The organism is Faecalibacterium prausnitzii, from assembly GCF_019967995.1.
Lineage (GTDB): Bacteria > Bacillota > Clostridia > Oscillospirales > Ruminococcaceae > Faecalibacterium > Faecalibacterium prausnitzii_E.
Genome location: NZ_CP065377.1, coordinates 2,861,662 through 2,885,642 on the forward strand (window position 1 = coordinate 2,861,662; position 23,981 = coordinate 2,885,642).

At 53.8% G+C, this 23,981-nt stretch carries 20 protein-coding genes, 1 tRNA gene, 1 rRNA gene and 1 pseudogene; 6 read left to right on the top strand and 17 right to left on the bottom strand.

The genetic code is table 11. The features are described from left to right. The first annotated feature begins 40 nt into the window (after positions 1-40). Both pckA and I5P96_RS13815 read left to right on the top strand, forming a co-directional pair. A complete protein-coding gene (pckA, locus tag I5P96_RS13810; RefSeq protein ID WP_223382607.1) occupies positions 41-1,645 on the top strand; it encodes a phosphoenolpyruvate carboxykinase (ATP) in 1,605 nt (534 codons plus the stop codon). A gap of 169 nt (positions 1,646-1,814) precedes the next feature. Then, entirely contained in the window at positions 1,815-2,480 is a 666-nt protein-coding gene (locus tag I5P96_RS13815) for a helix-turn-helix domain-containing protein (RefSeq protein WP_223382608.1), read from the top strand. Between the two features lie 61 nt (positions 2,481-2,541). On the opposite strand, the gene I5P96_RS13820 is transcribed toward I5P96_RS13815, so the two are convergent. The 6 genes from I5P96_RS13820 to I5P96_RS13845 all read right to left on the bottom strand — a co-directional run bounded on the left by I5P96_RS13820 (position 2,542) and on the right by I5P96_RS13845 (position 12,733). Beyond that, on the bottom strand, positions 2,542-4,059 hold the full coding sequence (locus I5P96_RS13820; protein WP_223382609.1) for a sodium/proline symporter: 1,518 nt from the start codon (positions 4,057-4,059) through the stop codon (positions 2,542-2,544). Positions 4,060-4,347: 288 nt separating this feature from the next. Further along, on the bottom strand, positions 4,348-4,902 hold the full coding sequence (locus tag I5P96_RS13825; RefSeq protein ID WP_097793042.1) for a GtrA family protein: 555 nt from the start codon (positions 4,900-4,902) through the stop codon (positions 4,348-4,350). Positions 4,903-4,917: 15 nt separating this feature from the next. After that, the gene (locus tag I5P96_RS13830) at positions 4,918-7,335 is read right to left on the bottom strand and encodes a glycoside hydrolase family 3 C-terminal domain-containing protein (protein ID WP_223382610.1); all 2,418 of its coding nucleotides are present in this window, start codon (positions 7,333-7,335) and stop codon (positions 4,918-4,920) included. A 117-nt stretch (positions 7,336-7,452) separates the two neighbouring features. Beyond that, positions 7,453-10,404: a glycoside hydrolase family 3 N-terminal domain-containing protein gene (locus tag I5P96_RS13835; protein ID WP_223382611.1), complete on the bottom strand. Its 2,952-nt coding sequence runs from the start codon at positions 10,402-10,404 to the stop codon at positions 7,453-7,455. Between the two features lie 338 nt (positions 10,405-10,742). Further along, complete coding sequence (locus I5P96_RS13840; protein WP_223382612.1) at positions 10,743-12,026, bottom strand: ATP-binding protein; 1,284 nt, start codon at positions 12,024-12,026, stop codon at positions 10,743-10,745. Further along, positions 12,023-12,733, bottom strand: a complete 711-nt coding sequence (locus I5P96_RS13845; protein WP_097793046.1) for a LytR/AlgR family response regulator transcription factor — start codon at positions 12,731-12,733, stop codon at positions 12,023-12,025. Before I5P96_RS13845 ends, I5P96_RS13840 begins: the two co-directional genes overlap by 4 nt. 547 nt (positions 12,734-13,280) lie before the next feature. Here I5P96_RS13845 and I5P96_RS13850 point away from each other — a divergent pair. Next, entirely contained in the window at positions 13,281-13,529 is a 249-nt protein-coding gene (locus tag I5P96_RS13850) for a DUF6061 family protein (RefSeq protein WP_223382613.1), read from the top strand. Between the two features lie 79 nt (positions 13,530-13,608). Here the strand turns inward: I5P96_RS13850 and I5P96_RS13855 are convergent, their stop codons facing one another. The 9 genes and pseudogenes from I5P96_RS13855 to I5P96_RS13895 form a co-directional block, all read right to left on the bottom strand. Beyond that, positions 13,609-14,148 (bottom strand): hypothetical protein, encoded by a 540-nt coding sequence (locus tag I5P96_RS13855; protein WP_015564577.1) that lies wholly within the window; start codon positions 14,146-14,148, stop codon positions 13,609-13,611. A gap of 9 nt (positions 14,149-14,157) precedes the next feature. Continuing rightward, positions 14,158-14,544 (bottom strand): hypothetical protein, encoded by a 387-nt coding sequence (locus I5P96_RS13860; RefSeq protein WP_223382614.1) that lies wholly within the window; start codon positions 14,542-14,544, stop codon positions 14,158-14,160. A 628-nt stretch (positions 14,545-15,172) separates the two neighbouring features. After that, positions 15,173-15,307 (bottom strand): annotated as a pseudogene (locus I5P96_RS13865) (DUF4367 domain-containing protein); the annotation flags it as partial. A gap of 164 nt (positions 15,308-15,471) precedes the next feature. Continuing rightward, a complete protein-coding gene (locus I5P96_RS13870) occupies positions 15,472-15,912 on the bottom strand; it encodes a hypothetical protein (protein WP_005929376.1) in 441 nt (146 codons plus the stop codon). Between the two features lie 439 nt (positions 15,913-16,351). After that, the gene (locus I5P96_RS13875) at positions 16,352-16,762 is read right to left on the bottom strand and encodes a hypothetical protein (protein ID WP_015564578.1); all 411 of its coding nucleotides are present in this window, start codon (positions 16,760-16,762) and stop codon (positions 16,352-16,354) included. Positions 16,763-16,950: 188 nt separating this feature from the next. Beyond that, positions 16,951-17,340 (bottom strand): hypothetical protein, encoded by a 390-nt coding sequence (locus I5P96_RS13880; RefSeq protein ID WP_005923150.1) that lies wholly within the window; start codon positions 17,338-17,340, stop codon positions 16,951-16,953. Between the two features lie 281 nt (positions 17,341-17,621). Then, positions 17,622-18,086 (bottom strand): DUF3592 domain-containing protein, encoded by a 465-nt coding sequence (locus tag I5P96_RS13885; protein ID WP_223382615.1) that lies wholly within the window; start codon positions 18,084-18,086, stop codon positions 17,622-17,624. Between the two features lie 179 nt (positions 18,087-18,265). After that, positions 18,266-18,931: a sigma-70 family RNA polymerase sigma factor gene (locus tag I5P96_RS13890; RefSeq protein WP_120119672.1), complete on the bottom strand. Its 666-nt coding sequence runs from the start codon at positions 18,929-18,931 to the stop codon at positions 18,266-18,268. Beyond that, positions 18,915-19,745: a helix-turn-helix domain-containing protein gene (locus I5P96_RS13895; RefSeq protein ID WP_112121916.1), complete on the bottom strand. Its 831-nt coding sequence runs from the start codon at positions 19,743-19,745 to the stop codon at positions 18,915-18,917. The genes I5P96_RS13890 and I5P96_RS13895 overlap by 17 nt, the downstream gene beginning before the upstream one ends. 686 nt (positions 19,746-20,431) lie before the next feature. On the opposite strand from I5P96_RS13895, the gene I5P96_RS13900 reads away from it, so the two are divergent. From I5P96_RS13900 to xerC, 3 genes are read left to right on the top strand one after another with little or no spacing between them, the layout of a single operon-like run. Continuing rightward, entirely contained in the window at positions 20,432-21,697 is a 1,266-nt protein-coding gene (locus tag I5P96_RS13900) for a plasmid recombination protein (RefSeq protein ID WP_117477637.1), read from the top strand. Between the two features lie 42 nt (positions 21,698-21,739). After that, a complete protein-coding gene (locus tag I5P96_RS13905; protein WP_112122197.1) occupies positions 21,740-22,054 on the top strand; it encodes a helix-turn-helix domain-containing protein in 315 nt (104 codons plus the stop codon). An 18-nt stretch (positions 22,055-22,072) separates the two neighbouring features. Beyond that, positions 22,073-23,461 carry a tyrosine recombinase XerC gene (gene xerC / locus I5P96_RS13910; protein ID WP_015564584.1) on the top strand — a complete coding sequence of 463 codons (1,389 nt, stop codon included), beginning with the start codon at positions 22,073-22,075 and terminating at the stop codon, positions 23,459-23,461. Positions 23,462-23,623: 162 nt separating this feature from the next. Here the strand turns inward: xerC and I5P96_RS13915 are convergent. Then, a tRNA-Lys gene (locus I5P96_RS13915) sits at positions 23,624-23,699 on the bottom strand. 40 nt (positions 23,700-23,739) lie between these two features. Further along, positions 23,740-23,856: ribosomal RNA gene (gene rrf / locus I5P96_RS13920) — 5S ribosomal RNA — on the bottom strand. Positions 23,857-23,981 lie beyond the last annotated feature (125 nt).

Here is a 23,981-nt window from a genome sequence, read left to right on the forward strand (position 1 = left end):
ATCAGAATTTGATCTGAACGAAAGAAGAGGTATAAGTATCATGGCAAAGGTAGATCTGAGCAAGTATGGTATCACCGGCACGACGGAGATCGTGTACAATCCCTCTTACGAGCAGCTGTTTGAAGAGGAGACCAAGCCCAGTCTGGAAGGCTTCGAGAAGGGCCAGGTCAGCGAACTGGGCGCTGTCAACGTCATGACCGGCATCTACACCGGCCGTTCCCCCAAGGATAAGTTCATCGTCATGGACGAGAACTCCAAGGACACCGTGTGGTGGACTAGCGACGCATACAAGAACGACAACCACCCCGCTTCTGAGGAAGCCTGGAATGCCGTCAAGGAGATCGCAAAGAAGGAGCTGTCCAACAAGCGCCTGTATGTGGTCGATGCCTTCTGCGGTGCCAACAAGGACACCCGCATGGCCGTTCGTTTCATCATGGAAGTGGCCTGGCAGGCACACTTCGTGACCAACATGTTCATCAAGCCCACCGCTGAGGAGCTGGCAAACTTCGAGCCGGATTTCGTTGTTTACAACGCATCCAAGGCCAAGGTCGAGAACTACAAGGAGCTGGGCCTGAACTCTGAGACTGCTGTTATGTTCAACATCACCAGCAAGGAGCAGGTCATCGTCAACACCTGGTACGGCGGCGAGATGAAGAAGGGCATGTTCTCCATGATGAACTACTTCCTGCCGCTGAAGGGCATCGCTTCCATGCACTGCTCTGCCAACACCGATAAGGAGGGCAAGAACACCGCCATCTTCTTCGGTCTGTCCGGCACCGGCAAGACCACCCTGTCCACCGACCCCAAGCGCCTGCTGATCGGCGACGACGAGCACGGCTGGGATGACAACGGCGTCTTCAACTTCGAGGGCGGCTGCTACGCAAAGGTCATCAACCTGGACAAGGACTCCGAGCCTGATATCTACAACGCCATCAAGCGCAACGCTCTGCTGGAGAACGTTACTCTGGATGCTGAGGGCCACATCGACTTCGCAGACAAGAGCGTCACCGAGAACACCCGTGTGTCCTACCCCATCGACCACATCCAGAACATCGTCCGCCCCATCTCCTCTGCACCCGCAGCCAAGAACGTCATCTTCCTGTCTGCTGACGCATTCGGCGTTCTGCCCCCGGTCTCCATCCTGACCCCGGAGCAGACCCAGTACTACTTCCTGTCCGGCTTCACTGCAAAGCTGGCAGGCACCGAGCGCGGCATCACCGAGCCCACCCCCACCTTCTCCGCCTGCTTCGGCCAGGCCTTCCTGGAGCTGCACCCCACCAAGTATGCTGAGGAGCTGGTCAAGAAGATGCAGAAGAGCGGCGCCAAGGCTTATCTGGTCAACACCGGCTGGAACGGCACCGGCAAGCGCATCTCCATCAAGGATACCCGCGGCATCATCGATGCCATCCTGAGCGGCGCCATCAACGAGGCTCCCACCAAGAAGATTCCCTACTTCGACTTCGAGGTTCCCACCGAGCTGCCCGGCGTTGATCCCGCCATCCTGGACCCCCGCGACACCTATGCAGATGCTTCCCAGTGGGAAGAGAAGGCAAAGGACCTGGCTGGCCGCTTCGTCAAGAACTTCGCCAAGTACGAAGGCAACGAGCACGGCAAGGCTCTGGTCTCCGCAGGCCCCCAGCTGTAAGCTCTGACTCTCGCATTTTTCTTCTGAACTCCATATAAATGAGACCCCCGCCGCGTGTTCATTGACCGAGCACACGGCGGGGGTTTTTGCGTTCCAGCGCGGGTAAACGAAGCGTCGGTTGCGTTTTGGAGCCGGGTATGCTATCCTGTCCTCAAAGGATGTGAACCGTATGAACGCCAAAGATTTCGGGGCCTTTCTGGCCCGGACCCGCAAGGCCTGCGGGCTGACGCAGGCCGACCTGGCCGCACAGCTACATGTGACCGACAAGGCCGTCAGCCGCTGGGAACGGGGCGTCGGTCTGCCGGACATCAACACGCTGGAACCACTGGCGGACGCACTGGGCCTGACGCTCTCCGACCTGATGCACTGCCGCGACCCGCAGGAAGCTCCTCTGCCAAACGCCGAACCCACACTGGAAGATTTCCTGACCATGCTCCGCCGTCCGCACAGCATCGACTGGCACTCCGTCCGGGCCGCGCTGCTCTGCCTGAGCATTCTGCTGGCCGTCTGGGGCGTATGCTTCCACCCCGGTGTTCTTGCCGTTCACTGGCACGGCCTTGGCAATGGAGATTTCCGAGCGGACGGCTGGATGCAGTCTATCCTGATCTTTCCGTTGCTTCTGGCGCTGGAGTGTTTCTTCCTGAACCTTTGGCGTCTCTTTGAGCAGACCGGATATTTTCGCCACTGGGGCGAGTCGGATACAGTCCTTACAAATTCGCTGGCTCTTCTCTCCCCCGGTGTCCGCCTTGTAAAGTTCGCACTGGATTATTTCTTCTTTTTCTGCTGTGGACTGACGGTGCCGTTTTGCGAGTTTCTCCTGATCGTGATGAATTGATCTTCCAGACACAAAATGAGCCTTTGCGTTTTCTGCAAAGGCTCATTTCTTATTTTCCTCTTTACTTTGCCGCCTCGAACTCGGCTTCGATCTCCGCCGAGGGAGCCGGGGTGACCAGGCTGACGACAACGCAGACGACGAGCGAGGTCAGGAAGGCGGGCAGCAGCTCGTAGATGCCGAACACGCCGCCCAGCGGGCTGATGAGGTACTTCCAGACGAAGACCATCAGACCTCCGGCCAGCATCCCGGCCAGTGCGCCCTGCCAGTTGCAGCGCTTCCAGAACAGCGCACAGAGCATCACCGCGCCGAATGCGCCGCCGAACCCGGCCCACGCAAAGCTGACGATGCCAAAGACGCTGGAATCCGGGTCGCGGGCCAGCACCACGCCCACCACGCTGACGCACACGATGGTCAGGCGGGCGGCGAACAGGCTCTGCTTCTCGCTGAGCTTGAGGTGCGCGAACTCTTGCAAAATGTTCTGGGAGACGCTGGACGCCGCTGCGAGCATCTGGCTGTCGGCGGTGGACATGGTCGCGGCCAGGATACCGGCCAGGATGAGGCCCGCCAGCACGGCGGCCAGTGCGCCGTGGGCGCTGATGAGGCTGGCAATGCGGACGATGAGGGTCTCACTGGTCGAGCCGCTCAGGAACTCCAGAGCACCCGCCCTGGTCATGCCGAGGCCCACCATGCCGATGACGATGGAAGCCGTCATGGCGATGACCACCCACACCGAGGCGATGCGGCGGCTGAGGACCAGCTTTTTCTCGTCCTCAATGGCCATGAAGCGGAGCAGGATGTGGGGCATCCCGAAGTAGCCCAGACCCCACGCCATGGTGGACACGATGTCCAGCAGGCTGTACGAGGCAGCTGTGTTGGTGTCCGCATTGTGGCTGGCCAGCATGGTCAGGTAGCCGGGCAGGCTCTGCGCATTGGCGACCACAGCGTCCCAGCCGCCTGCCACGCCCACGCCGTAGACCAGCACGGCGATGAGTGCCAGCGACATGACGATGGACTGGATGAGGTCGGTGGTGGTCACGGCGCGGAAACCGCCCAGGATGGTGTACCCCACGATGACGAGGGCCGAGACCAGCATCGCCGCCATGTAATCCACGCCGAACAGGCTGTGGAACAGCTTGCCGCAGGCCGCAAAGCCCGATGCCGTGTAGGGCACAAAGAAGACGATGATGATGACCGCGCCCAGTGCATTGAGCAGGTTGCGCTGGTCATGGAACCGCAGCGATAAGAACTGCGGCACCGTGATGGCGTTCAGATCAGCCGAGTACCGCCGCAGCCGCCGGGCCACGATGAGCCAGTTCAGCCAGGTGCCCAGCGCCAGGCCGATGGCCGTCCAGCCGGGGGACGCGATGCCGCTCAGGTACGCAAGGCCGGGCATTCCCATCAGCAGCCAGCTGGACATATCGCTGGCCTCGGCGCTCATGGCCGTGACCAGCGGGCCCATCTTGCGGCCGCCCAGGTAAAAATCGGTGCTGTCGTTGTTGGACTTGCTGTAGGCAAATCCAACGAGCAGCATCGCCGCCAGATAACCAACGATGGTAACAATGATACAGAGATCGCTCATATTCCTTTCCTCCTCTACTTTCCCATTTGGAAGGATATTTTGATTTTATCACAGTAAAGCATCAAAGTACAAGGTTTTTTGAAAACTTCGGCCCTATTGGCAAAAAGTCCGCATCCGGCGCACAGAAAACCCGCAAAACGACCACAAAGTGCCCGCCGTTCCCCTCTGCCCGCGCCGTCTCTTCTGCGGGGCGGAACGGCCCGGCACAACAAAACGCCCGGTTCCTGTGCGGCACCGGGCGTTTTGTCTTTATGGAGAAATGAAAATGATGAAGGTGGATGGCTGTTTTCAGTTCTTCTTGGCTTCGCCTTCGGGGAAGATGATCTTGTTGACGAAGAAGAAGATGATCATCGAGATGCCGCCGTTGAGCACGGTGGTGCCGATGTTGTAGATGAAGTCGGGCACCAGCAGACCGGCCACCGCGACCCAGATGCAGTTGATGGAGTTGACGATGCAGGTGATGACGCAGAAGGCCAGCACGTACCAGCCGATCTGCTTGGCCAGATTGCCCTTGCTGCGGAACACAAAGCTGCGCTGGATGGGGAAGTTGATGCACTCGCCCACGATCATGGCGACCATGTAGGCGCAGAAGTAGGGCAGGCCGCCGTGGGCGGCGTCATAGCCGAGGATGTTCCACTTGAAGGTCTCGCCGAAGAGGGTGATGTCGATGCCCGGCCAGCCGAAGTCCACCACCGGCAGGCTTGCAAAGGCCTTGGGCAGGAATTGCAGCAGCAGGTACTTGAACACTGTGATGAGATTGGAGACGATGACGAACAGACCGCCCTCACGCACCCACTTGGCAGCGGCGGGGTGCTTGGCCGCAAAGTTGTTCCAGAAATTCATAGCAGTTCTTCCCTTTCAGCTGTTTTTCAGGCGTTTTTCCATCGCGCCGTTCTGGGCGATGTTCTTCACAGCCTCCACGATGACCCGCAGCAGACCGATGATCCAGAAGCCCTGCGCTTCCATCACGATGCCGTCCACCATGCCCATGCTGATGGCGCCGTTGGTCATCTTAGCCAGCGCGCGCAGCGGCATGTTGTACTGGAACAGGATGTTCAGGTCCGGCTTGCCGCGCTGGATGCTCCGCTTGAGCAGCAGGCCCAGCACCGCCGCCACGAGCCAGCCCAGCGGGCTGCGGCCGTGGCCCAGCTCGCCCAGCGTCATGTTGCGGTCGATCCGGATCTTGTCCTCCGGGATGGGACGGCCCAGCAGGGCGGCGAACTCGGCGTCCGGAACGCTGGTGATCTCGCCCGTCCTGTAATGGGGCAGATCCACGCTCTGGTAGGGGTCCGGCGCACCGGAACCCAGCACCACGACCTCCGCCGTCAGGCGGATATCGGCGCTGGAAGCGCCCACGCGGAGCTGATAGCTGCCGCCCTCGACCTCCCAGCTGTCGGTGGCCACGTTCCAGTAGCGGTAGGCCTTGTCGTCCAGCGGGATGGAGACGGTCTTGCTCTCGCCCGCTTCCAGCCAGACCTTGGCAAAGCCCTTGAGCTCCTGTGCGGGGCGGAAGACTTTGGCGTCGGGCTTGGCGACGTAGAGCTGGACGATCTCGGCACCGGCGCACCGGCCGGTGTTGGTCACGGTCAGGGTCACGCCCTCCGGTGCGGCCTTGAGGTCTTTGTAAGCAAAGGTGGTGTAGCTCAGGCCGTAGCCGAAGGGGAAGGCCACGGGCCTGCCCGCCGTCTCAAAGTAGCGGTAGCCCACATACAGGCCCTCGCGGTACTGGACGGTGCGGCCCTCGCCTGCGAAGTGGTCTTTCACCGGGGAATCGCTGTAAGCATTGGCCCAGGTCTCGGCCAGCTTGCCGCCGGGGCAGACCGTGCCGGTCAGCACGTCCACCAAAGCGCCCGCACCGGCCTGACCGCCCAGGCAGCCGTAGACCAGCGCCTTGCAGTCTTTGAGCCACGGGGTCTCCAGCGAGGAGCCTGCGCTGAGCAGGACGACCACGTTGGGGTTGACAGCAGCGACCGCAGCCAGCAGATCCAGCTGGTTCTGCGCCAGCTTCATGTCCATCCGGTCGAGGCCCTCGCTCTCCTTGATCTCGTCCAGACCCATGCAGAGCAGGACGACGTTGGCGTTCTGCGCCAGCGCGACGGCTTCTTTCTTCAGATCCTCGTCGGCCTTGCCCTGGCGGTCAAAGCCCTGGGCATAGCCGACATTGGTCAGGCCGCTCTCGGTCAGGCAGTCCAGGAAGGAATCCACCTGGATGGAGTTGACGGCGCTGGAACCGGCGCCCTGATAGCGGGGCGTCCTGGCAAAGTCACCGAGGACAGCGATTTTCTCGCCTTTCTTCAGCGGCAGCAGCGCGCCCTCGTTCCGGAGCAGAACGATGCTCTGGGCGGCGGCGCGGCGGGCCAGCGCATGATGCGCAGCGGCGTCAAAGGTGCGGGGTGCCTTTTCGACGGCGGCCTTGGTGTCGAGCACCAGTTCCAGCAGCTCGTCCAGCCGGGTGTCCACATCGTGTTCCGAGATCTTGCCGCTCTCCACAGCCTTCATCAGTTCGCGGACGGAATCATCGCCGGGGAACGGCATCTCCAGCGTGGAGCCGTTCTTCACGCCCAGTGCATGGTCGTTGGAACCGCCCCAGTCGGTGACGACTGCGCCGTCGAAGCCCCAGTCCCGGCGCAGGATATCCTGTAACAGGTGGGCGTTCTCGTTGGCGTAGGTGCCGTTGACGAGGTTGTAGGAGGACATGATGGTCTTGGGCTTTGCCTCTTTGACCACGATCTCAAAGCCGGTCAGGTACAGCTCGCGCAGGGTGCGCTCGTCCACGATGGAGTCGCTGGCCATGCGGCGCAGCTCCTGACTGTTGACGGCAAAGTGCTTGGGGCAGGCCGCGATGCCGTTCTTCTGGATGCCGCGGACGTAGCCTGCGGCCATCTTGCCCGCCAGATAGGGGTCCTCCGAGAAATACTCAAAGTTGCGGCCGCACAGCGGGCTGCGCTTGATGTTCAGGCCGGGGCCCAGCAGCACCGAGACCTCCTGTGCTGCGGCCTCTTCGCCCATGGCCTCGCCGACGGCCTCGCCCAGGGCGGGGTCCCAGCTGTTGGCCACGGTGGCCGAAGTCGGGAAGCAGGTGGCCGGCACACTGGGGTTCAGGCCCAGGTGGTCTGCCGCACCGGCCTGCTTGCGCACACCGTTGGGGCCGTCCGACAGGGTGATGGACGGGATGCCCTTGCCCGGCAGGGCGCGGGTGTCGAACACCGTGCCGCCGGACAGCAGCGCACATTTCTGCTCCAGATCCAGTGTTTGAATGATGTCTGCGTGTTTCATCGCAATTTCCTCTTTGTTTCCTGAGCAGGGCAAAGGCCCGCTGTTTCTTTGCAGCGGGCCTTTGCCGTTTGGTTCAGTTCAGGTGCTGCGTCGGTTCAAAAGCGAGAGGCCGTTTCATCAGGCGTTCTCTTCTTCCTCTTCCTTGCGCTTCTTGTAGCTCTTGAAGGTCTTGATCTCCAGAGCAACGATCAGCAGTGCAACGAGCACGTCAGCGCCGATCATGATGATCTCCCACTTTGCCATACCGGGGTTCAGGTTCTCCGCAGCATAAGCGCGGCTGTTGACCACGGTATAGAGGATGTTCTTGGAAGCCTCGCGCAGGGCCTGCTTGCTGCTGTTGGTCAGCACGGTCACGGTGTTGAAGTCGTTGCCGGTGGTGCAGAGCATCAGGTCGCTGCCGTTGCGGACGCCCTGGTCCGCAGTCATGTAGCCGTAGACGCCGAAGTAGTCGGTCTCGACGAAGCCCACGAAGCCCCACTCGCCGCGCAGGACATTCTTCAGCAGCTCCTTGCAGCCGCCAGCCCAGCGGGTGCCGATGTAGTTGAAGGAAGACATGACCGCGTGGCAGTCTGCATCCTTGACGGAGATCTCGAAGGGCTTGAGGTAGATCTCACGGATGGCCTGCTCGTTGGACCAGGTCGCCGCCATGGAAGTACGGTTGCCTTCCTGATCGTTCAGAGCGAAGTGCTTCATGTAAGCATACACACCGTGCTCCTGTGCGCCCAGGATTGCATTGGAAGCCATCCGGCCGGACAGGACGCCATCCTCCGAGTAGTACTCGAAGTTACGGCCTGCGAATGCAGTGCGGTGGATGTTCATAGCCGGGCCGTACCAGCCGGAGGTGTCCATCTCATTGGCCATCTCGCCGATGCTGTCGCCGAAGGCGTAGGCCAGATCCTTGTCCCAGGTCATGCCGATGAGGGTCGCAGCCGGGAAGCCGACGGAACCGACACCGGTGAAGTTGTTGTTGATGGAAGCCGGGCCGTCGCAGTCATTGGTGCGGACCTTCTCGATGCTGGAGACCGCAGCGGTCTGGTAGCCGCCGAAGCCGATGGTCTGCTGCATCTCGTCGATGGTCATCTGGTCGAGCAGCTGATCCCACTTCGCGTCGTTGTAATCCACGCCGCGCAGGTCGACCAGCTTCAGGCCGTTCTTGGCACCGGTGGTGATGTCGGCGGCGTTGGCGTCGTCATCGTTCTGATAGCCAGCCTCGGTGTACGTATGGGCGTTGTCGAAAGCAGCCTTCTGCTCGTCGGTCATCTCATAGGTGGCGGGAGCAGCAGTCGCCTCGGCATAGTTTGCAAAGCCGTCGGCGCGGGACAGATAGGTGATCTCGCCTTCTGCGAAATCGAACTCGTTGGTCGCAGCCACAGCATCGCTGCCGCGCTTGTTGGACTCGTTGTAGACGATGTCGGATGCAACGGTGTAGGTCTGGGAATCGGCGACGTTGTGCGAGTCGTCGTTCGCGCTGATGACATAGTCGCCAGCTTCCAGCACATAGCAGCCGTTGGTCTGGTAATCATAGGAAGCCAGGTCCTCCACCGGGATGGAGAACTCAATGGTCTGAGACTCGCCGGGAGCCAGCTCACTGGTCTTGGCGAAGTCCAGCAGGTTTGCGGAAGACTTCTCGATGCCGCCGTTGGTGTACGGAGGATTGCTGTAGATCTCCACGACATCCTTGCCCGCAACGGAGCCGGTGTTGGTGACGGTCACGGTGAAGTTCAGGTTGGTGCCGTCGTTGGTGATGCCGCTCATCTCCTTGGTGAAGGAGGTGTAGCTCAGGCCGTAGCCGAAGGGGAAGACGACCTCGTCGTCGTAGTTGATGAGGCCCTCGTCCGCAGCCGTCTCATAGAACTTGTAGCCGACGTAGATGCCTTCCACATAGTTGACGAAGGACGGGGTGGTGCCTTCCGGGTCAAAGAAGCTGGAATCGGAATTCAGCTCCTCGGTGTTGGTGTACTTGAAGTCGCCGAAGTTGTTCCACCAGGGCGCATTCTTCAGGTTGGAAACATAGGTATCCACGGTACGGCCGGAGGGGTTGACCTCGCCGGAAACGACCTTGCCAAAGCCCTCAAAGCCGGACTGGCCGGTGCCGGGGCAGAGCAGGACGCCCTTGATCTGGGGGTAATCCTTCAGGAAGTCCATCTGGAAGGCGTTGGCGCCGTTGTAGACCAGAATGACGTTGTCGAAGTTTGCGGTGACCAGGTCGAGCAGGTCTTCCTCACGGTTGGACAGCTGCAGGAAGTGGTCGCCCTTGTCCCAGTCGTTGCCCTCGTTCAGAGAGTCGTCGTAGGTGCCGTTGTAGTAAGCTGTGCCGCGCTCAGAGCCGTAAGCCTGTGCCACGCGGCGGATCCAGCTGCCGTCCACGACGGAAGCCATATCGGTGGGCAGGTCTGCGCCCTCGCCGCCGACACGGGTGATGACGACCATTGCGGTATCCGAGAATGCTTTTGCATTCTCCATCATCTCATCGGTGTACAGGCTGACGTTGGGTTCGGGCAGGGTCCAGTCCTGCGCCACCATGCCAACGCTGGGGCGGTCTGCCTTGTAGTCGGTGTAGAACTTGCTCAGTTCCTCGTTGGTCTCGATGCCGGCATCGTGCAGGCCGGTCAGCAGATCGGTGACGGGGTAAGCGGTGTTCAGCGCACCGGAACCGGTGCCGCCGTAGCAGGGGTTGGTGGAAGCCCAGCCAAAGACGTTCAGCTTGGAGCCGGAAGCCACCGGCAGGATGCCGTCTTCGTCCTTTGCCAGAACGACACCGTCTGCGGTGATCTCATTGACCAGCTCCGTGGCCTTTGCAGAGGTCTCCTCGGTGATGGTGCCGCTGCCGGAGACCAGGTCCAGCATGGTGGACATGGGGCCGGTGCAGATCAGGTTCACAACGATGGTCAGCGCCAGCAGAATGGCCAGGCCAGCTTGTGCACGGATCATCTTCTTCTTTGCTTTGGGCAGCTTGCGCACAGCGATCATCACAACGATCGCCAGCAGCGCAACCACACCAAACGCGATGAGGTAGCCGCGAACGTTCGTCAGCACCTGCATCACGTCATCCAGGTTAATGGACAGCATAATTTTCCTCCTTCTGATAGGGTCAATCATGAATGCGGAGCGTACAACTCCGCCGAACTGATTGATATGATACCAAATGCACACAGAAAATTCTTGTTTTCTTCACAAACTGTCGTTTTTGGCGCACAATTTGCAAAAAGTTTCAAATCGGTTTCAATTTTTATTGTGCTAATACACAAACAAGAGGCAACCTTATTTGTGCAGGATGCCATACCCTCTCCGTCAGCGCTGTGCGCTGTCACCTCTCCCGAAGGGCGAGATTTTATGCGTGCTTTCAGGCACAACAAAAGCTCCCCCTTTCGGGGGAGCTGTCGAACGAAGTGAGACGGAGCGGGTCGTCATTTTTCTTTGGGCAGGGGCATCAGCACCCGCACCGTGAACCACCGGTTCTCCCAATGGACGGTCATGCTGCCACCGTGCTGCTGCGCCACCGAACGCAGGCTCTTCAAATCGTAGCCGCCGTGGGCGCTCTGCGCGGGCAGACCGTCCGCCCCCAGCTCCACCGGCTGGGCGCAGTAGTTCTCGAAGCGGAACATCACGAACCCGTTCTGGACATAGACCGCCGTCCGGATGAGCCGTTTTTCGGGGTCCGGCTCTGCGGCGCAGCTCTCGATGGCGTTGTCCAGCGCGGTGCCCACGATGGTGCAGATCTCCCGCGTGGTCAGAAACCCCAGCGCCCGGCCGTCGGCCACGCTGGTCATCCGGATGTTCTTCTCCTGACAGTCCATGCTTTTGGCCGTCAATAAGGTATCCAGCACCGGGTTGCCAGTCTTGTTCTCGGCCTCATACTGCAAAATACCGGACTCCATCCGGGCCAGCGCCGCGTCCTGCTTGGCGCGGTCCCGCTCGGCGCGGATGTCGGCGATCTGCACCTTCAGCTCATGATACCGCCGGTTGATGAGCTTGATGCCCTCTTTGCTCCGCTTGTACTGCTCATATTGGCGGTGGAGCACACTGTCCATAGCGGTCAGCTCCTTGTGGAGCGCCTCTTCCCGCAGCTGCTCGTGCTCAACGGTCAGGATCAGAACGCCGCAGAAATCCACCAGCGTCCGGATGTAGAAAACGCTCATGGTCACTTCCCCGTTCAGGAAGTTCAGGTTGCTCACGGCAAAGGCCGTCGCCGCCATGACGACGGCCACCAGAGCCGCCGTATTGCTGACGTCCAGATGCCCGGTCGGGTGTGGGCGCTTGCGCTCCAGCCCATACATCACCCCGAACAGACCGCTGTAGACCAACAACAGCAGGAACAGCGCCATCGGCTCTCCCCCGCCGTGCTGCGGAAAGATGGTGCAGTGCAGCTGCCACTCGACACTGGCCGCAAATTCGGCCAGAATGAAGCTGCGGGCGCAGTCGTAGGCTGCTTCCAGCCAGTTTTCTTCCCGCGTGATCCAGAGATAAAGGTACTGCATTCCCACTGCGATGCCCATGCAGGGGACCCACCACGCAATGGGCACCTCGCCGGTCACTTCCAGAAAAACGCCCAGCATCACGGCCAGCAGCCCGCTGGCGGCCAGAGTGATCTTCCGCGCAAAGCGGGGCGGGCGGCTCTGGGCATACAGGACGACGGCCAGCCACTCGGCCAGCGCCGTGTACAGGCGCGGGATATCCGGCAGTGTCGTCACAGACCGTCACCCCCGATGTAGTCGGTCAGGGCTGCCAGAAAGCTCTTCCGCTTGGGGCGGCTGACCTGCAATTCATAAGGCCCCACCTCCACCGTGTTCTGCTGCACAGCCTGCACCTGGGCCAGATTGACCAGATACCCGCTGTTGCAGCGGGCAAAGGGCCGGTCGGCCAGTTTTTCTTCCAGCGCCTTGAGCGCGCCGGGGGCCGCAAAATCGCCCTCCTCGGTGTAGAAATGTACCCGATGGCCTTCACTTTCGATGTAATAAATGCGCGAGGTATCCAGCCGCCGCAGGCCGCCCTCCACCGGCACCGCCAGATAGTGCCGGGTGCGGCGGCGCAGCTGTGCCTCTACCTTTTGCAGTTGCTGCGAAAACGCAAAGTACGGCACCGGCTTGAGGACGTAATCCAGCGCCCCCACCGCATAGCCCTTGATGGCATACTGCGCCATGTTGGTGATGAACACGAGCATCACATCCGGGTCCAGTTCCCGGATGCGCCGGGCCGTCTCCATGCCGTCCAGATGCTTCATCTCGATATCCAGAAGGATCAGGTCATAGGCCGGGCGGTAATCCTCCAGGATCTCCAATCCGTCCGCAAAGGTCTTCACCTCAAACGCGGTCCCGTATTGCCGGGTGTACCGCTGAACGTATCCCATCAGCTGCTCCCGGATCTCCGCTTCATCCTCCACGATGGCTACCCGTATCATTTGCCGCACCTCCCCGCTTCTGGTTCCCCGGCCGGGCATCCAGCTCCGGCCCGGCATCTCATTTTATTATACAAAAGCGGAACCGTTTTTGCAACGTTTTTTGTTTTTAAGGAAAGCAGGCTGTGCAAGCCATGCGCAGAAAAGCCCCTGATTCAGGCAAATGTGCAAACGGTGTGCAACTGCTTTCTTATATAGAAAAAGAGCGTCGAATCTCACGATTCAACGCTCTTTTATTGGTGCACCTCCAGGGACTCGAACCCTGGGCCCACTGATTAAGAGAGCAAGCCGCCGGTTCGTCTCAATTTATGGAAGTTTCGAGTCATCGTTATTTTTAATCAAGACAACGTGATTTTTCACCCAGTAATTTCTGCACCCTTTGTCGGATTTTGTAACGAAAAGCACCTTCTGCACGTTTTGAAACCGTGCAAAATCCGTGCAGAAACCGTGCACTTACTCCCCGACAAATAAAATCGCTCTATCCCCCACCGGCTTGACGGCATTGGTTTGAGTGGCCGAACATCAAAATCAAGTCATGGAGGACACGACTATGAACAAACTGCTTTCTTGCCACTACAATATGGACACCAACCGGGTGGAAGCCCAGTTTGCGGACGGCTCTGCTGTTGCCATCGACTGCATTGCCATTGAGGACGAGTACGGCAACACCCCGGCACAGCGGGCAGAACTGGACTGGCTGCTCTACAATAAGCCATTGGAGTACGCCCAGCTTATGCTGAGTGGTGAGATTGAACACTACCTTTCACTTGGCTGCGACCATGGCAGACTGGAAGATTGACCTTTAATTGAAATATTCCAAACAGATCAACAGCCCTCTACTTGCAGTCGTTACAAATAGAGGGCTCTTAGTTAGTAGTTCAATCTATTATGGTGACCATCTGAAAATACTGATACTGGTATTCGTCTTCTAATACCGCCTGCATTTCTTCCATGTATAACGGGTCTTTCAACAATTTGGGATGAAATGCTCGCTCTCTCCAGAGTCGGACTCCACTTTTGGGAAAAATATATTCCGTCCCAAGTTGCAAGTCCTTTTCGTTGCAAATAACTTTGTCCTTTTTCATTAAGCTATCAATAATACACTCGGCGGTTGTATTAAACATGTCCATTCCGAACAGTTTTATTGACGCAACTTTAGACAGATCTCTCTGGATGCCGATTTCAGTAGCTTTTCCGTTCCGATACTGCACTAGAAAGAACGAATCATTATCCATATATCGTCCGGTTATCAAATTAGGGTCATCGGTTTCCGCACAACGTTCCATTTGCATTGCTTCATTAGAAGAATTCGACCATTGTCTCTTCATTTGCAGAAGAGTTTTTTCTAGCTCATCTGGTGCCATACCTAATTTTAATTGTCCAATTCCAATATGTGGTATAATAATTATCTCTTTCATAACAAAACCTTATACCAAAAAGGTAAACCACACAAATGCAGCAGTTGCACATATCATCAGAACCAGTAGTATCGTACTTGCAAGTTTCTTCTCAATGGAAACTTTCTGATTTTCGCATAGGACAATCTGCTGAAGATTGTGAAATTCGGCTTCGCTGACATTTCCATTTAATGCTTTCCATGCAGTGCAGCGATCTGTAACCAGCAAAAAATCGGACAGCATTTCCATAAAGATGACAGCGAAAAATGCCAGAGAAAAGAACCACATCCCATTCCATTGAAGTTCTGTCAACACCCTCTGAAGGCTTGAAGGCTTTAATGACACTAACGAAATAATGTAAATCAACGTGTTGCAGAATTCTCTTGCTAATGGCCCTTTTTGTTTAAGAAAATCCATTTTCAACCCTTTCCTTACAAACGGAGTGACTTAACCACCAATAGCCTGATAGTAATCCGTTTTAGAACGAATCAAAGAACCGTTTGACTTGTATTCTTTGACAGTTTGATGGTAGCAATATTTTCGAAATATGTGTTCTATTTTTTCTGCATTGGAATCACCTCATATCAAGTTTGAATTCATATTCTATGCGTCAAATTGTGACTGATTTCAATGATTTTTTTGGTGATGACTAAGATGTTTTATTTAGCTCATTTCGTCCGATGCGGTAAATCTTCTTGTCTTGTTCTCCTACTTCAACAATAAGTTCATTTTTATTGTGATGAACTATTACTGGAATATAGCTATCGGAATTTTCCACCATCAAACATGTGACTCCATTCGTCCATTCACTGTTCAATTCCTTTGATAGCATGGAAATGATTTCTTCTTTCGTCATTTTGATTAATGAATAACCTCCATTTTGTACACTCCCCCAGGAGCTTTTGCTTAGTCAACGTTGCTCACACTGCGTTTGTGACAGCTTTTTTGAAAAAAGTTCAAAATCTTGTCAGCTTTGGACGCTTCAACGAAAAAGTGTCCACACATTTGTAAATAATTACAAGCGTGTGGGCAAAAATTCAGCCAGTTAGGAAATGCTCTCTGCAATTTTTAGAATCTCTTCACGCGGTATCTTTCCAATGATCGTATGTGATATGCCATCTTTCTCCCATACTAGCACATATCTTGTACGGCCTCCGCTATTGTTTGTTCCGAGTGTGGCATCGGCTGTTCCAACTTAACCTCGTTCTAAATAAACCGTCTGGCGGTATCTAACTGATTAACATTTCAACAAAGAAGCTGTGGTTGGAGCCTCCAATATTGAGCAATCCATTTTCTTTCCACTGCATCATAGGGATAACCGGGATTCCCCAGCATCTCTTTTATTCAGGATTTTTCTACTGAAATCCGGATTCCAAATCCTCCCTCTGAGTATGCAATGCTTATCCATGTTTCATCTTTTCTTAGCAAAACGCCTGTCGAAACGCTTTCTGAAGCCGATGCCTCTTCAGCGTATCCTAAGGTTTTCAATTGGTCAATATATTTTTGTATTTCTTCTTCAGAGATATTATTATAAAAGATTGCATAATACCCAGCATTAGAACCATCCAATATATATTCTATCGTTCCACTTTCCGGCTCACAAATAAGCCTAGTGTATTCATTATCCGGCCAAACTGAAGTATAAATACATTTTACATCAGACGGATTGGTTCCTCCATGTGTAGCAAATTTTCCCTGACCTGAAAAACGAATGCAAAGAAAGACCAATATCAAAACTATAAAGGCAACCGCCATACTGCTAAAAAATTCCAATTTCTTATTCATTTGGTTTGCTCCATAATTCAAACGTACAAAGCCACGATTCTTTTCTTTCGACTCTAAAGAATCGTGGCTTTTATACCCATTATCTAATGCTTTTATTACGGAATCGTGATGTCGTAGGAAATGGAGAACTGGCCACCGTTTGCCAAAGCATTCAATTTGTTTTCAAGGAAATTATCTGCATTGGAATCACCTCCATCACGGTTTTCATTTTAGATGTTGATAATAGCAAAGCACAAATAGAAAAAAACCCACAATATTGTAGCAAGACGGAGAAAAAATGTCACCAAAACGGTGTAAGCGCAAAGCAGGGATTGGTTCTTGATCTCTGTTGTGAGAGTTCACAAACGTCCGGGGTGCTGTTGCCGGAAGGATGCTTTCTTCAATTTTCTTCCAGAATTCTCTGCAAATAGCGGGCTGTTTATGCTTCTTGAGAATCCATCTAGTGAATACCGACACCCTCCATGATCTTTTCTATCCAATTTGTGGAAGAATCATTTTTCTCACTAAATGACCCCAAATAATGTGACGAACTCTCAACCTCTATTATTACACCATCCGGCATTCTGTATTTTTCTAAACTGAGATTCAAACCTTTAAGTGGGATTGTTCTAGCCAGTTGAGGGATAGAAACTGTATGGAGAATATCAATTTTTGATAAACCTCTATACGTTTCTGTCTTTTCGGCTTCACTTAGCAACCGTTCTGCATACTGATTTGAAATAACCTGTATGCGAAATTGTTCTTTTTCATCCTCGGTCATCTCAAGTGGAACGCCGTGCAATGTGTCCACAATATAGGACGAAATTTTAGCGAAGTGCTCGTCAAAATCAGTGGTATCTTCGTTGGTCATATTTCTGTTCTACCCTCATTATAAGCTTTCCGGTCTGCTTAAAGTTACAGCTTTCAGCGTAAAGCTTCCGTAGTTTTTAATGCTAAACGATAGTTATCGAACTTTTCCACAGCTTTTGCAAAATCGTCGAGAAAAAGTTCTGTATCTTTTTCATTCGTACCACTTTACCCCATTATTAGAATTGAAAATTAGTAGCCCTTTGATATAAATAAGTAAACGATGAATCCACCCCACAAAACAACTTCAGCAATTATCAAACACTTCAAGTGTTGCTGCAATTTTTCGGGGTCAATTTCGCCTTTTTTCAGAAAATCATAAATTGAATTTCGCAATTTATCTATGTCTTCCTGCTTGATTTCCAGTTTCAAATAAAAATTTTTCCCGAAAAGGAGCTGGTGCATCCCATAATATATTGAAAGCAATATTAAAAATGAAGTAATACTTACAAGCGCTGGCTGGGTCCAGCTTATTGTCATACCTTCTACCGATGTAAGATTTCTATAAAAAACAATATCACTTAAACCAGCTACAAACAACAGAAAATTCCAAACCAAAAATGTATATAAAGTTTTCTTCATTTTCTATACCTTCTTTTACTACTGCCCACATTGCTGGAAATATCAAACGCCTACTTTATTTTTATGCCCTCATTTTTTACAAATCATCAAACCTTCCCGCCTTGCTTTTTTGTTTAGATAACGAAATTTAAGCCTGATTTATTTCGTTTGTCCACAAAATTTTTCAAAATCGTATAGATGCACATAAACTTCCTGAAAATTTGTAGCACAATCGCAATCTTCTTTTAAATAAACACGCTATAAGGATAAACTTTTTGTTTTACCTCGATTGAAAGCCATCTTTAGCTTTCTGGTTTGAGAACTGTACTTCGGGCCGGATTCTTTGGGTCTACTAGAATTTTTATTGGTGCCCCTTTCGGACTACATGGATTGAACCAAAACCACTGCGACTTTCCATTATAGGTTTCACCTTTAACTTTATACTGATAATGTACCACATATGGATAGATTACATCTTCATCGGCAAGGTGGTAGGTACTCATATGAAATTTTATATGTACTCGTTTTGTTGCTGTAACCTTTCCGATGATTCTTGTTCCATTTTTCAAAAGTTCTGCCTTTTTATAGTCGGAAATAATCGCCAATCCGATAATTATACCTGCTACAATCCATGCTAATATCGCAGCCACCCAAATACCAGACTTACACGCTTCAACCGATATAATTGCCGCCACGAACATTCCGACATATGCCAGTGTATGAATAAGATCTTTTGAAAAAAACATTTTATCTCGTGTAATTTTCATAAAACGGCATCCTCCTCAAATCCTACAGTCGGTAATCAGCAGCTTCGTGAAATCAACATTCCTTAGATACTTAGATTTAATCCTATTTTGTTTCATCCGTCTACAAAATTCCTCAAAATCGTATAGCTGCACATAAATTTCCAGAAAACTTGTAGCACAATCACGATTTTTCTTTTCACTCAGATAAACCACCACGGCAATTCCAGCCACAGGTTATCCATAGCCTGTTCCTCGGTCTTTTGGGCGCGGCCTTTTGTCAGGTGGAAATATATCGCCGTACCAATCAAAGGATGTTCCTTGCCATCAGTAAAGCCATAGCGGTACAGCAGATAGGTCTGCTCCCGTTGGGTCAACCGTTTCAGGCCATCGTACAGTTCCCGGCGCGATTCCTGATCCTCCATAATGCTCTGCGGCTGCATGGCGTAGGGGTCGGCTATGGCTTCGATGCGCTGCAGTTGTTCCTCTCCCGGCAGAACATCATCCAGCGAAACGCGCTGGTAACAGATACCATCCTTGTCCTCTGTCACCATCCGCTGCTCAAAAGCGGCAAAGGCATCCCGAACCATATCCATCATGGCGTTGCGGATGGCCGGAGCCGCGTAGGTCAGGAACTTCATGCCACGCGCTGCATCGAACTTCGGCACGGTCTTCCACAAGCCCAGATTGCCCGCCTGTTTCAAATCGTCCGTGTCAAGGTTCAGGCCGGACTGTGCCAGATTCATGCTGCGGAAAAGGTCATTTGCCACCTTGCCAATAAAGGACTTGTTGTTGTCGATCAGGCTGTCCAGTGCTGCGGCATCGCCTTTCTGCGCCAGCGCACAAAGCCGTTCATTCGTCTGCTTCATGGGCGTTTTCCTGCTCTGCGGCAGACTGCAAGATTCCCAGCAGACCGCTTCGCAGCTGTTCCAGTGCTTCCGGCGTAGCTCCTTCCATACCCGAAACGCTGTCCAACATTGCATCTGTCAACTGCTCTGCCGTGATCGTTGGGTGCTGCACATCCTGCCCCTTGGTCAGTTCATTGAACATCTTCTCGGCCACTTTCTTGCTCATGGCTTCCTGTTCGGCGTAATGGCTCCCGATACCCTTTTTGATTTCCTTGACCGCCGCCATGAAGTACATTTCAATGTCATCAAGGTCGCCTTGATACACTGGCTTTCTCCGAAGGCTGATGTCCTTTGCGGCTTTGGCTGCTTCCGGGGTCTTGACCTTTGTGCGCAGCAGGGTGCTCAATGTCGTGAGCATGGCATTCTGTGCTGCGATGCCGGACGCAAAGGTGTCATCAAAATACTGCGATATGCGGTAAGTAAGCTCTGCAAAGCGGGCGTTTTCCAGCAGCAGGTTGACTACCTCTGCATTGACGCGCCCTGTGTAGAGGTTCTTTGCGGCTTCTACGGACAAGCCAAGTTCAGCAATGTCGTAGTTCTTGCGGTCGGGGATGTTGGTTTCTCCCAGCAGAAAATCCGTGGACACGTTGAACAGCCTTGCAATCCTCAGCACCTGCTCATGGGTCAGGGTTCCCTTTGCACCGCTGATAAAGCGGCTGATGGTACTCTTGGAGCAGCCGATTTCCTTGGCAAGCTCCGGTTGGCTTATGTTGTGCTCTTTCATCAAGTCCGCAAGACGGACGTTGGATGGTGCGGGCAGATATTCCTGTGCCATGTGGTCGGCCCTCCTTTTTGAGCTTTTTCCTCATTATAATACGCTCTGCCGTTTTGTTCAATATAAGGTTTCCTCTCTGCCCTTGCTGTTGCAGCCCTGCAACCAGTGAGGGCATTTTTCTTTTTCCGTTGCAGTTCTGCCGCTTTTTCGCCTTTCCTGCAAAATTTTCCGTATATTCAGGCACAAGGCAAAAAACACCAGAGTTCCCACTTTGGGGTACTCTGGTGCAACACATAACACCGCCCCGCCCGGTGGCCGCAGGGTGCGGGGTTTTGTAGGCATCGAGCCGCTTGTCCACCCCTGTCCGTAAAAAGTGCATTTTTTCACGGAAGAAGTTCGTACAACCTGTACGGTCTGTACTTGTACGCACCCGTACGGCAAATCGAGATAAATTAAGGCGTGTTATCGTTTATATTTCGGGTTTCCGTACACCGTACGAACCGTACAGGTTATTTGAACTCTGTACGCGATTTTTTCGGATGCGTACGGAGCAATCAAGTTCGCATTGTGCGAACTTGATTGTAACTCTCCCGCAGGAGACGTTCCCCCTCGGAGAGTCCTCGAAGAGCCCACTACACTTTGCAGCCCATAGGGATGAAAGTGTCATAGTGGGTTATTACACTTCCGCAGAAGTGCATCTCCGTTACCCGTCACCTCTCGATGAACCTTGAAAGGAGGGATGCCCTTTGGCAAGAAATGATGGCATTGACCGCACCAGTGTTCGAAATCTCGCCGTTTCGGACAAGGCCGTTGGCAACACCCAGCAGCACAACGAGCGCGAAAAGGACAGCTACCGGAACCCCGACATCATCCCCCAGCGCACTGCATGGAACATCCACTTCAAAAAGCCAACCGCCAGCTACACCGACCTATTCGCCCAACTGGAAACCGCTGGCACGATTTCAACGCGCGGCTTGAAGCCGGATGCCACCCATTACTGCGAGCTTGTCTTTGATGTCAACTCGGCCTACTTTGACAACCACGGCGGCTACGAGTTCGCCAAGCAGTTCTATGAGGATGCCTACCAAGCTGCCGTTCAAATCGTGGGCGGTGAGCAGTATATCCTCTCGGCAGTCATGCACGCCGATGAGATCAACCGTGCCATGACCGAAGCATTAGGCCGTGAAGTCTACCACTATCATCTCCATGTGGTCTATGTGCCTGTGGTGGAAAAGCAGATCCTCTGGTCGAAACGCTGCAAGGACAAGGCACTGGTCGGCACAGTCAAGGAGACCGTCATGCAGGTCAGCCGAAGCAAGAAGTGGGCTTCCAAGCCCCTGCTGGACGATGCCGGAAAGCCTGTCCTGCAAAAGAGCGGCAAGCCAGTCCTGAAGAAGTCGTACAGTGTCCTGCAAGACGATTTCTTCCACTATATGCGCAACGCCGGGTATACGGATGTAGAGCGCGGTGAGCGTGGCAGCACTGAAGAACACCTGACCGTCACCCAGTTCAAAGTCCAGCGGGAGCAGGAGCGACTGGACACTCTGACCGCCCAGATTGACCAGAAAGAGCAGCACCTCACCCAAACCAACAAAACCCTCTCCAAGACCGAAAAGGAACTTGCCGCTGTGCAGAAAAAGGTCACGCTCACAAAAGAAGCCCTCATTCATGCGCGCGATCTGGATTATATTGGTAAGCGCACCTTTCTCGGCAACTATTCGCTGACCGAAGAAGAGTTTTCCAAGCTGAAAAAGCAAGCCGACCACGGCTATATGATGGATGTGGAGAACCGCCGCCTGAAAGAAGAACTTTCCACCGCCAAGAAAGAGGCCGTTCGTTGGAGCAACAAGTACCACGACCTGTGGTACGACGTAAAACCCTATCTGGATGCTCTCCACCGTGCGCCCGAACTGGTGTGCGGCTTTCTGGAAAAGATTCTTGCCCCCAAGCAGGAGCTCACCATGAATGTGCAGCAGCGAAACCGCAGGCGTGGGCAAGATGTAGAACTTTAAGCTGAATTTTTAGATGATATGACAATATAAGGAGAAATGCTTATGGATTTTGACCGTAATTCTATGACCGTCCCTGTGCAATCTTCCGATTATACGAATAAGTTCTTGCAAAAGGACTCGAATCCCACTACAATGGAAGTGGTCACTCAAACCAATGCCGTCAAGTCTCCGACTGACAGCCCGGCAACTACAAAGCTGGTGTACACGGTGGAAGAGATCGCACGAATGCTGGCCATCAGTCTGCGCTCTGCTTACAACCTGTGCAACAGCACCACCGAATTCCGTGTCCTGCGGGTAGGCGGAAGCATCCGTGTGCCGAAGGACAGCTTCGATGCGTGGCTCTACCGGGCAGCTTGATAAGAGGAGGCAAACAGTATGGCATATATTACGAAGCGCGGCAACTCTTACAGCGTCCGCTACACCTACGAAGATGAACACGGCAAGAGCTGCGACAAATGGGAAAGTTTTCCTACAAAAGAGGAGGCAACGAACCGAAAGAAGCAGATCGAACATGAACTGGCAGCTGGCACATTCCTGATTCCGTCCTCGGTGACGGTGGCAGAGTTCCTCATGGATTGGCTGCCCAAGCAGTGCAGCAAGCACAAGTGGGCCCCCAAAACCTACGAATCCAATCTTTCCACCATCCAGAATCTGATTATCCCCTATATCGGCAGCATGGAGATGCAGAAACTCAAGCCCTACCACATGGAAAACCTCTATACGACCCTGAGCAAAACGCCCTGCGGTTCGTATATCGAGGGAAAGAAGCAGGAATTGACCGAAAAGCAGAAGCAGCGATTCCTTTCCGGCACGACGATCCATGAGGTGCATCGGCTGCTGGGCACAGCGTTCCAGTACGCCGTGGAATGGGGCATTCTTGTCAAAAGTCCTGTTCCTGTGGACAGCCCCAAGAAGTCCACGCAGGAGCGCACCATCTGGACGGTAGAGGAAATGCGGGCGGCTCTGGACAGCATGGAGGACCCCATCCTGCATCTGGCAGTCCATCTCACACTGGTGGGCGCGCTGCGAGAAGGCGAGATCGTTGGTCTGACCCCAGAAGATCTTGATTTTGACGCAGCAGATGGTATCGGAACCTTCCGTATCAACAAATCCATGCAGCGGGTGCGAAAAGAAGCCCTGAACCAAGTGGACGATGGCTGCATCATCAAGGTATTCCCGGACAAGCTGGAGCGCAGCACCACTTCCCTCATCCTGAAAAGCACCAAAACCGCATCCTCCTGCCGCACCATCTTCATGACCTCTGCACTAAAAGAAGAATTGAAGAAGTGGCTGAATCAGCTGGCGACAGACGAGAGAAAAGACCCGACACGCTACCATGACAGTGGGATGCTGTTCCGTCTGCCCAACGGTCTGGCGGTGGAGCCGGTGCTCATCCGCAAAAAGTTCCTCAAGTGGCAGGATGCCCACCCGGAGTTCCCCCGCATTGTCTTTCACGGTTTGCGGCATTCCAGTGCGACTTATCAGCTGATGATCTCCGGCGGCGATGTGAAGGCCGTTCAGGGAACCACTGGACACGCTACGGCAGATATGCTGGTGAACACCTACGCCCATATCCAGCAGTCCTCTCGTGTTGAACTGGGGAAGAAGTTCGAGGAAGGGTTCTATGCTAAGTCCGAAAGCCCCAGCCCACAGGCTGTACCCGCCGCAGGCGAACCGACCATCTCTATGACTGCTCTGCTGGAACTTCTGAAGAACGCAGACCCCGAAGTAAAGGCGCAGCTCCGTCTGGCTCTTCTGACCTGATGCAAAATTTACCACGCATTTCAAAGCAATTCCAGCCCATGCAGAGGATTCCCACGAAAAAGCCGACCGTGCAAAAACCGTGCATTGACCGTGCAAGCCCCGAATTTTCGGGGTTACATAACGAAAAAGAGCGTCAAATCTTACGATTCAACGCTCTTTTATTGGTGCACCTCCAGGGACTCGAACCCTGGGCCCACTGATTAAGAGTCAGTTGCTCTACCAACTGAGCTAGAGGTGCATATTATCAAGATGCGGTTTCAAACATCTTGATAACTATGAGTCGGCGACTACCTATTTTCACAAGCCGTTTCCAGCTAACTATCTTGGGCACGAGTGAGCTTAACTACTGTGTTCGGAATGGGAACAGGTGGGACCTCACCGTCATCGTCACCGACCATATGACTGAATCAGTATAACATAATTGTTTTACTGTGTCCAGTGTTTTTAGAAGGACGTGCCTTCAAAACTGAATAATCACTGCTAACATTTTTTCGTTGACTCTTTGAGTCTCAAGCGAATT

Coding starts and splice junctions, on each gene's coding strand:
- pckA (WP_223382607.1), top strand. CDS start 41: ATGGCAAAGGTAGATCTGAGCAAGTATGGTATCACCGGCACGACGGAG.
- I5P96_RS13815 (WP_223382608.1), top strand. CDS start 1,815: ATGAACGCCAAAGATTTCGGGGCCTTTCTGGCCCGGACCCGCAAGGCC.
- I5P96_RS13820 (WP_223382609.1), bottom strand. CDS start 4,059: ATGAGCGATCTCTGTATCATTGTTACCATCGTTGGTTATCTGGCGGCG.
- I5P96_RS13825 (WP_097793042.1), bottom strand. CDS start 4,902: ATGAATTTCTGGAACAACTTTGCGGCCAAGCACCCCGCCGCTGCCAAG.
- I5P96_RS13830 (WP_223382610.1), bottom strand. CDS start 7,335: ATGAAACACGCAGACATCATTCAAACACTGGATCTGGAGCAGAAATGT.
- I5P96_RS13835 (WP_223382611.1), bottom strand. CDS start 10,404: ATGCTGTCCATTAACCTGGATGACGTGATGCAGGTGCTGACGAACGTT.
- I5P96_RS13845 (WP_097793046.1), bottom strand. CDS start 12,733: ATGATACGGGTAGCCATCGTGGAGGATGAAGCGGAGATCCGGGAGCAG.
- I5P96_RS13850 (WP_223382613.1), top strand. CDS start 13,281: ATGAACAAACTGCTTTCTTGCCACTACAATATGGACACCAACCGGGTG.
- I5P96_RS13855 (WP_015564577.1), bottom strand. CDS start 14,148: ATGAAAGAGATAATTATTATACCACATATTGGAATTGGACAATTAAAA.
- I5P96_RS13860 (WP_223382614.1), bottom strand. CDS start 14,544: ATGGATTTTCTTAAACAAAAAGGGCCATTAGCAAGAGAATTCTGCAAC.
- I5P96_RS13870 (WP_005929376.1), bottom strand. CDS start 15,912: ATGAATAAGAAATTGGAATTTTTTAGCAGTATGGCGGTTGCCTTTATA.
- I5P96_RS13875 (WP_015564578.1), bottom strand. CDS start 16,762: ATGACCAACGAAGATACCACTGATTTTGACGAGCACTTCGCTAAAATT.
- I5P96_RS13880 (WP_005923150.1), bottom strand. CDS start 17,340: ATGAAGAAAACTTTATATACATTTTTGGTTTGGAATTTTCTGTTGTTT.
- I5P96_RS13885 (WP_223382615.1), bottom strand. CDS start 18,086: ATGAAAATTACACGAGATAAAATGTTTTTTTCAAAAGATCTTATTCAT.
- I5P96_RS13890 (WP_120119672.1), bottom strand. CDS start 18,931: ATGAAGCAGACGAATGAACGGCTTTGTGCGCTGGCGCAGAAAGGCGAT.
- I5P96_RS13895 (WP_112121916.1), bottom strand. CDS start 19,745: ATGGCACAGGAATATCTGCCCGCACCATCCAACGTCCGTCTTGCGGAC.
- I5P96_RS13905 (WP_112122197.1), top strand. CDS start 21,740: ATGGATTTTGACCGTAATTCTATGACCGTCCCTGTGCAATCTTCCGAT.
- xerC (WP_015564584.1), top strand. CDS start 22,073: ATGGCATATATTACGAAGCGCGGCAACTCTTACAGCGTCCGCTACACC.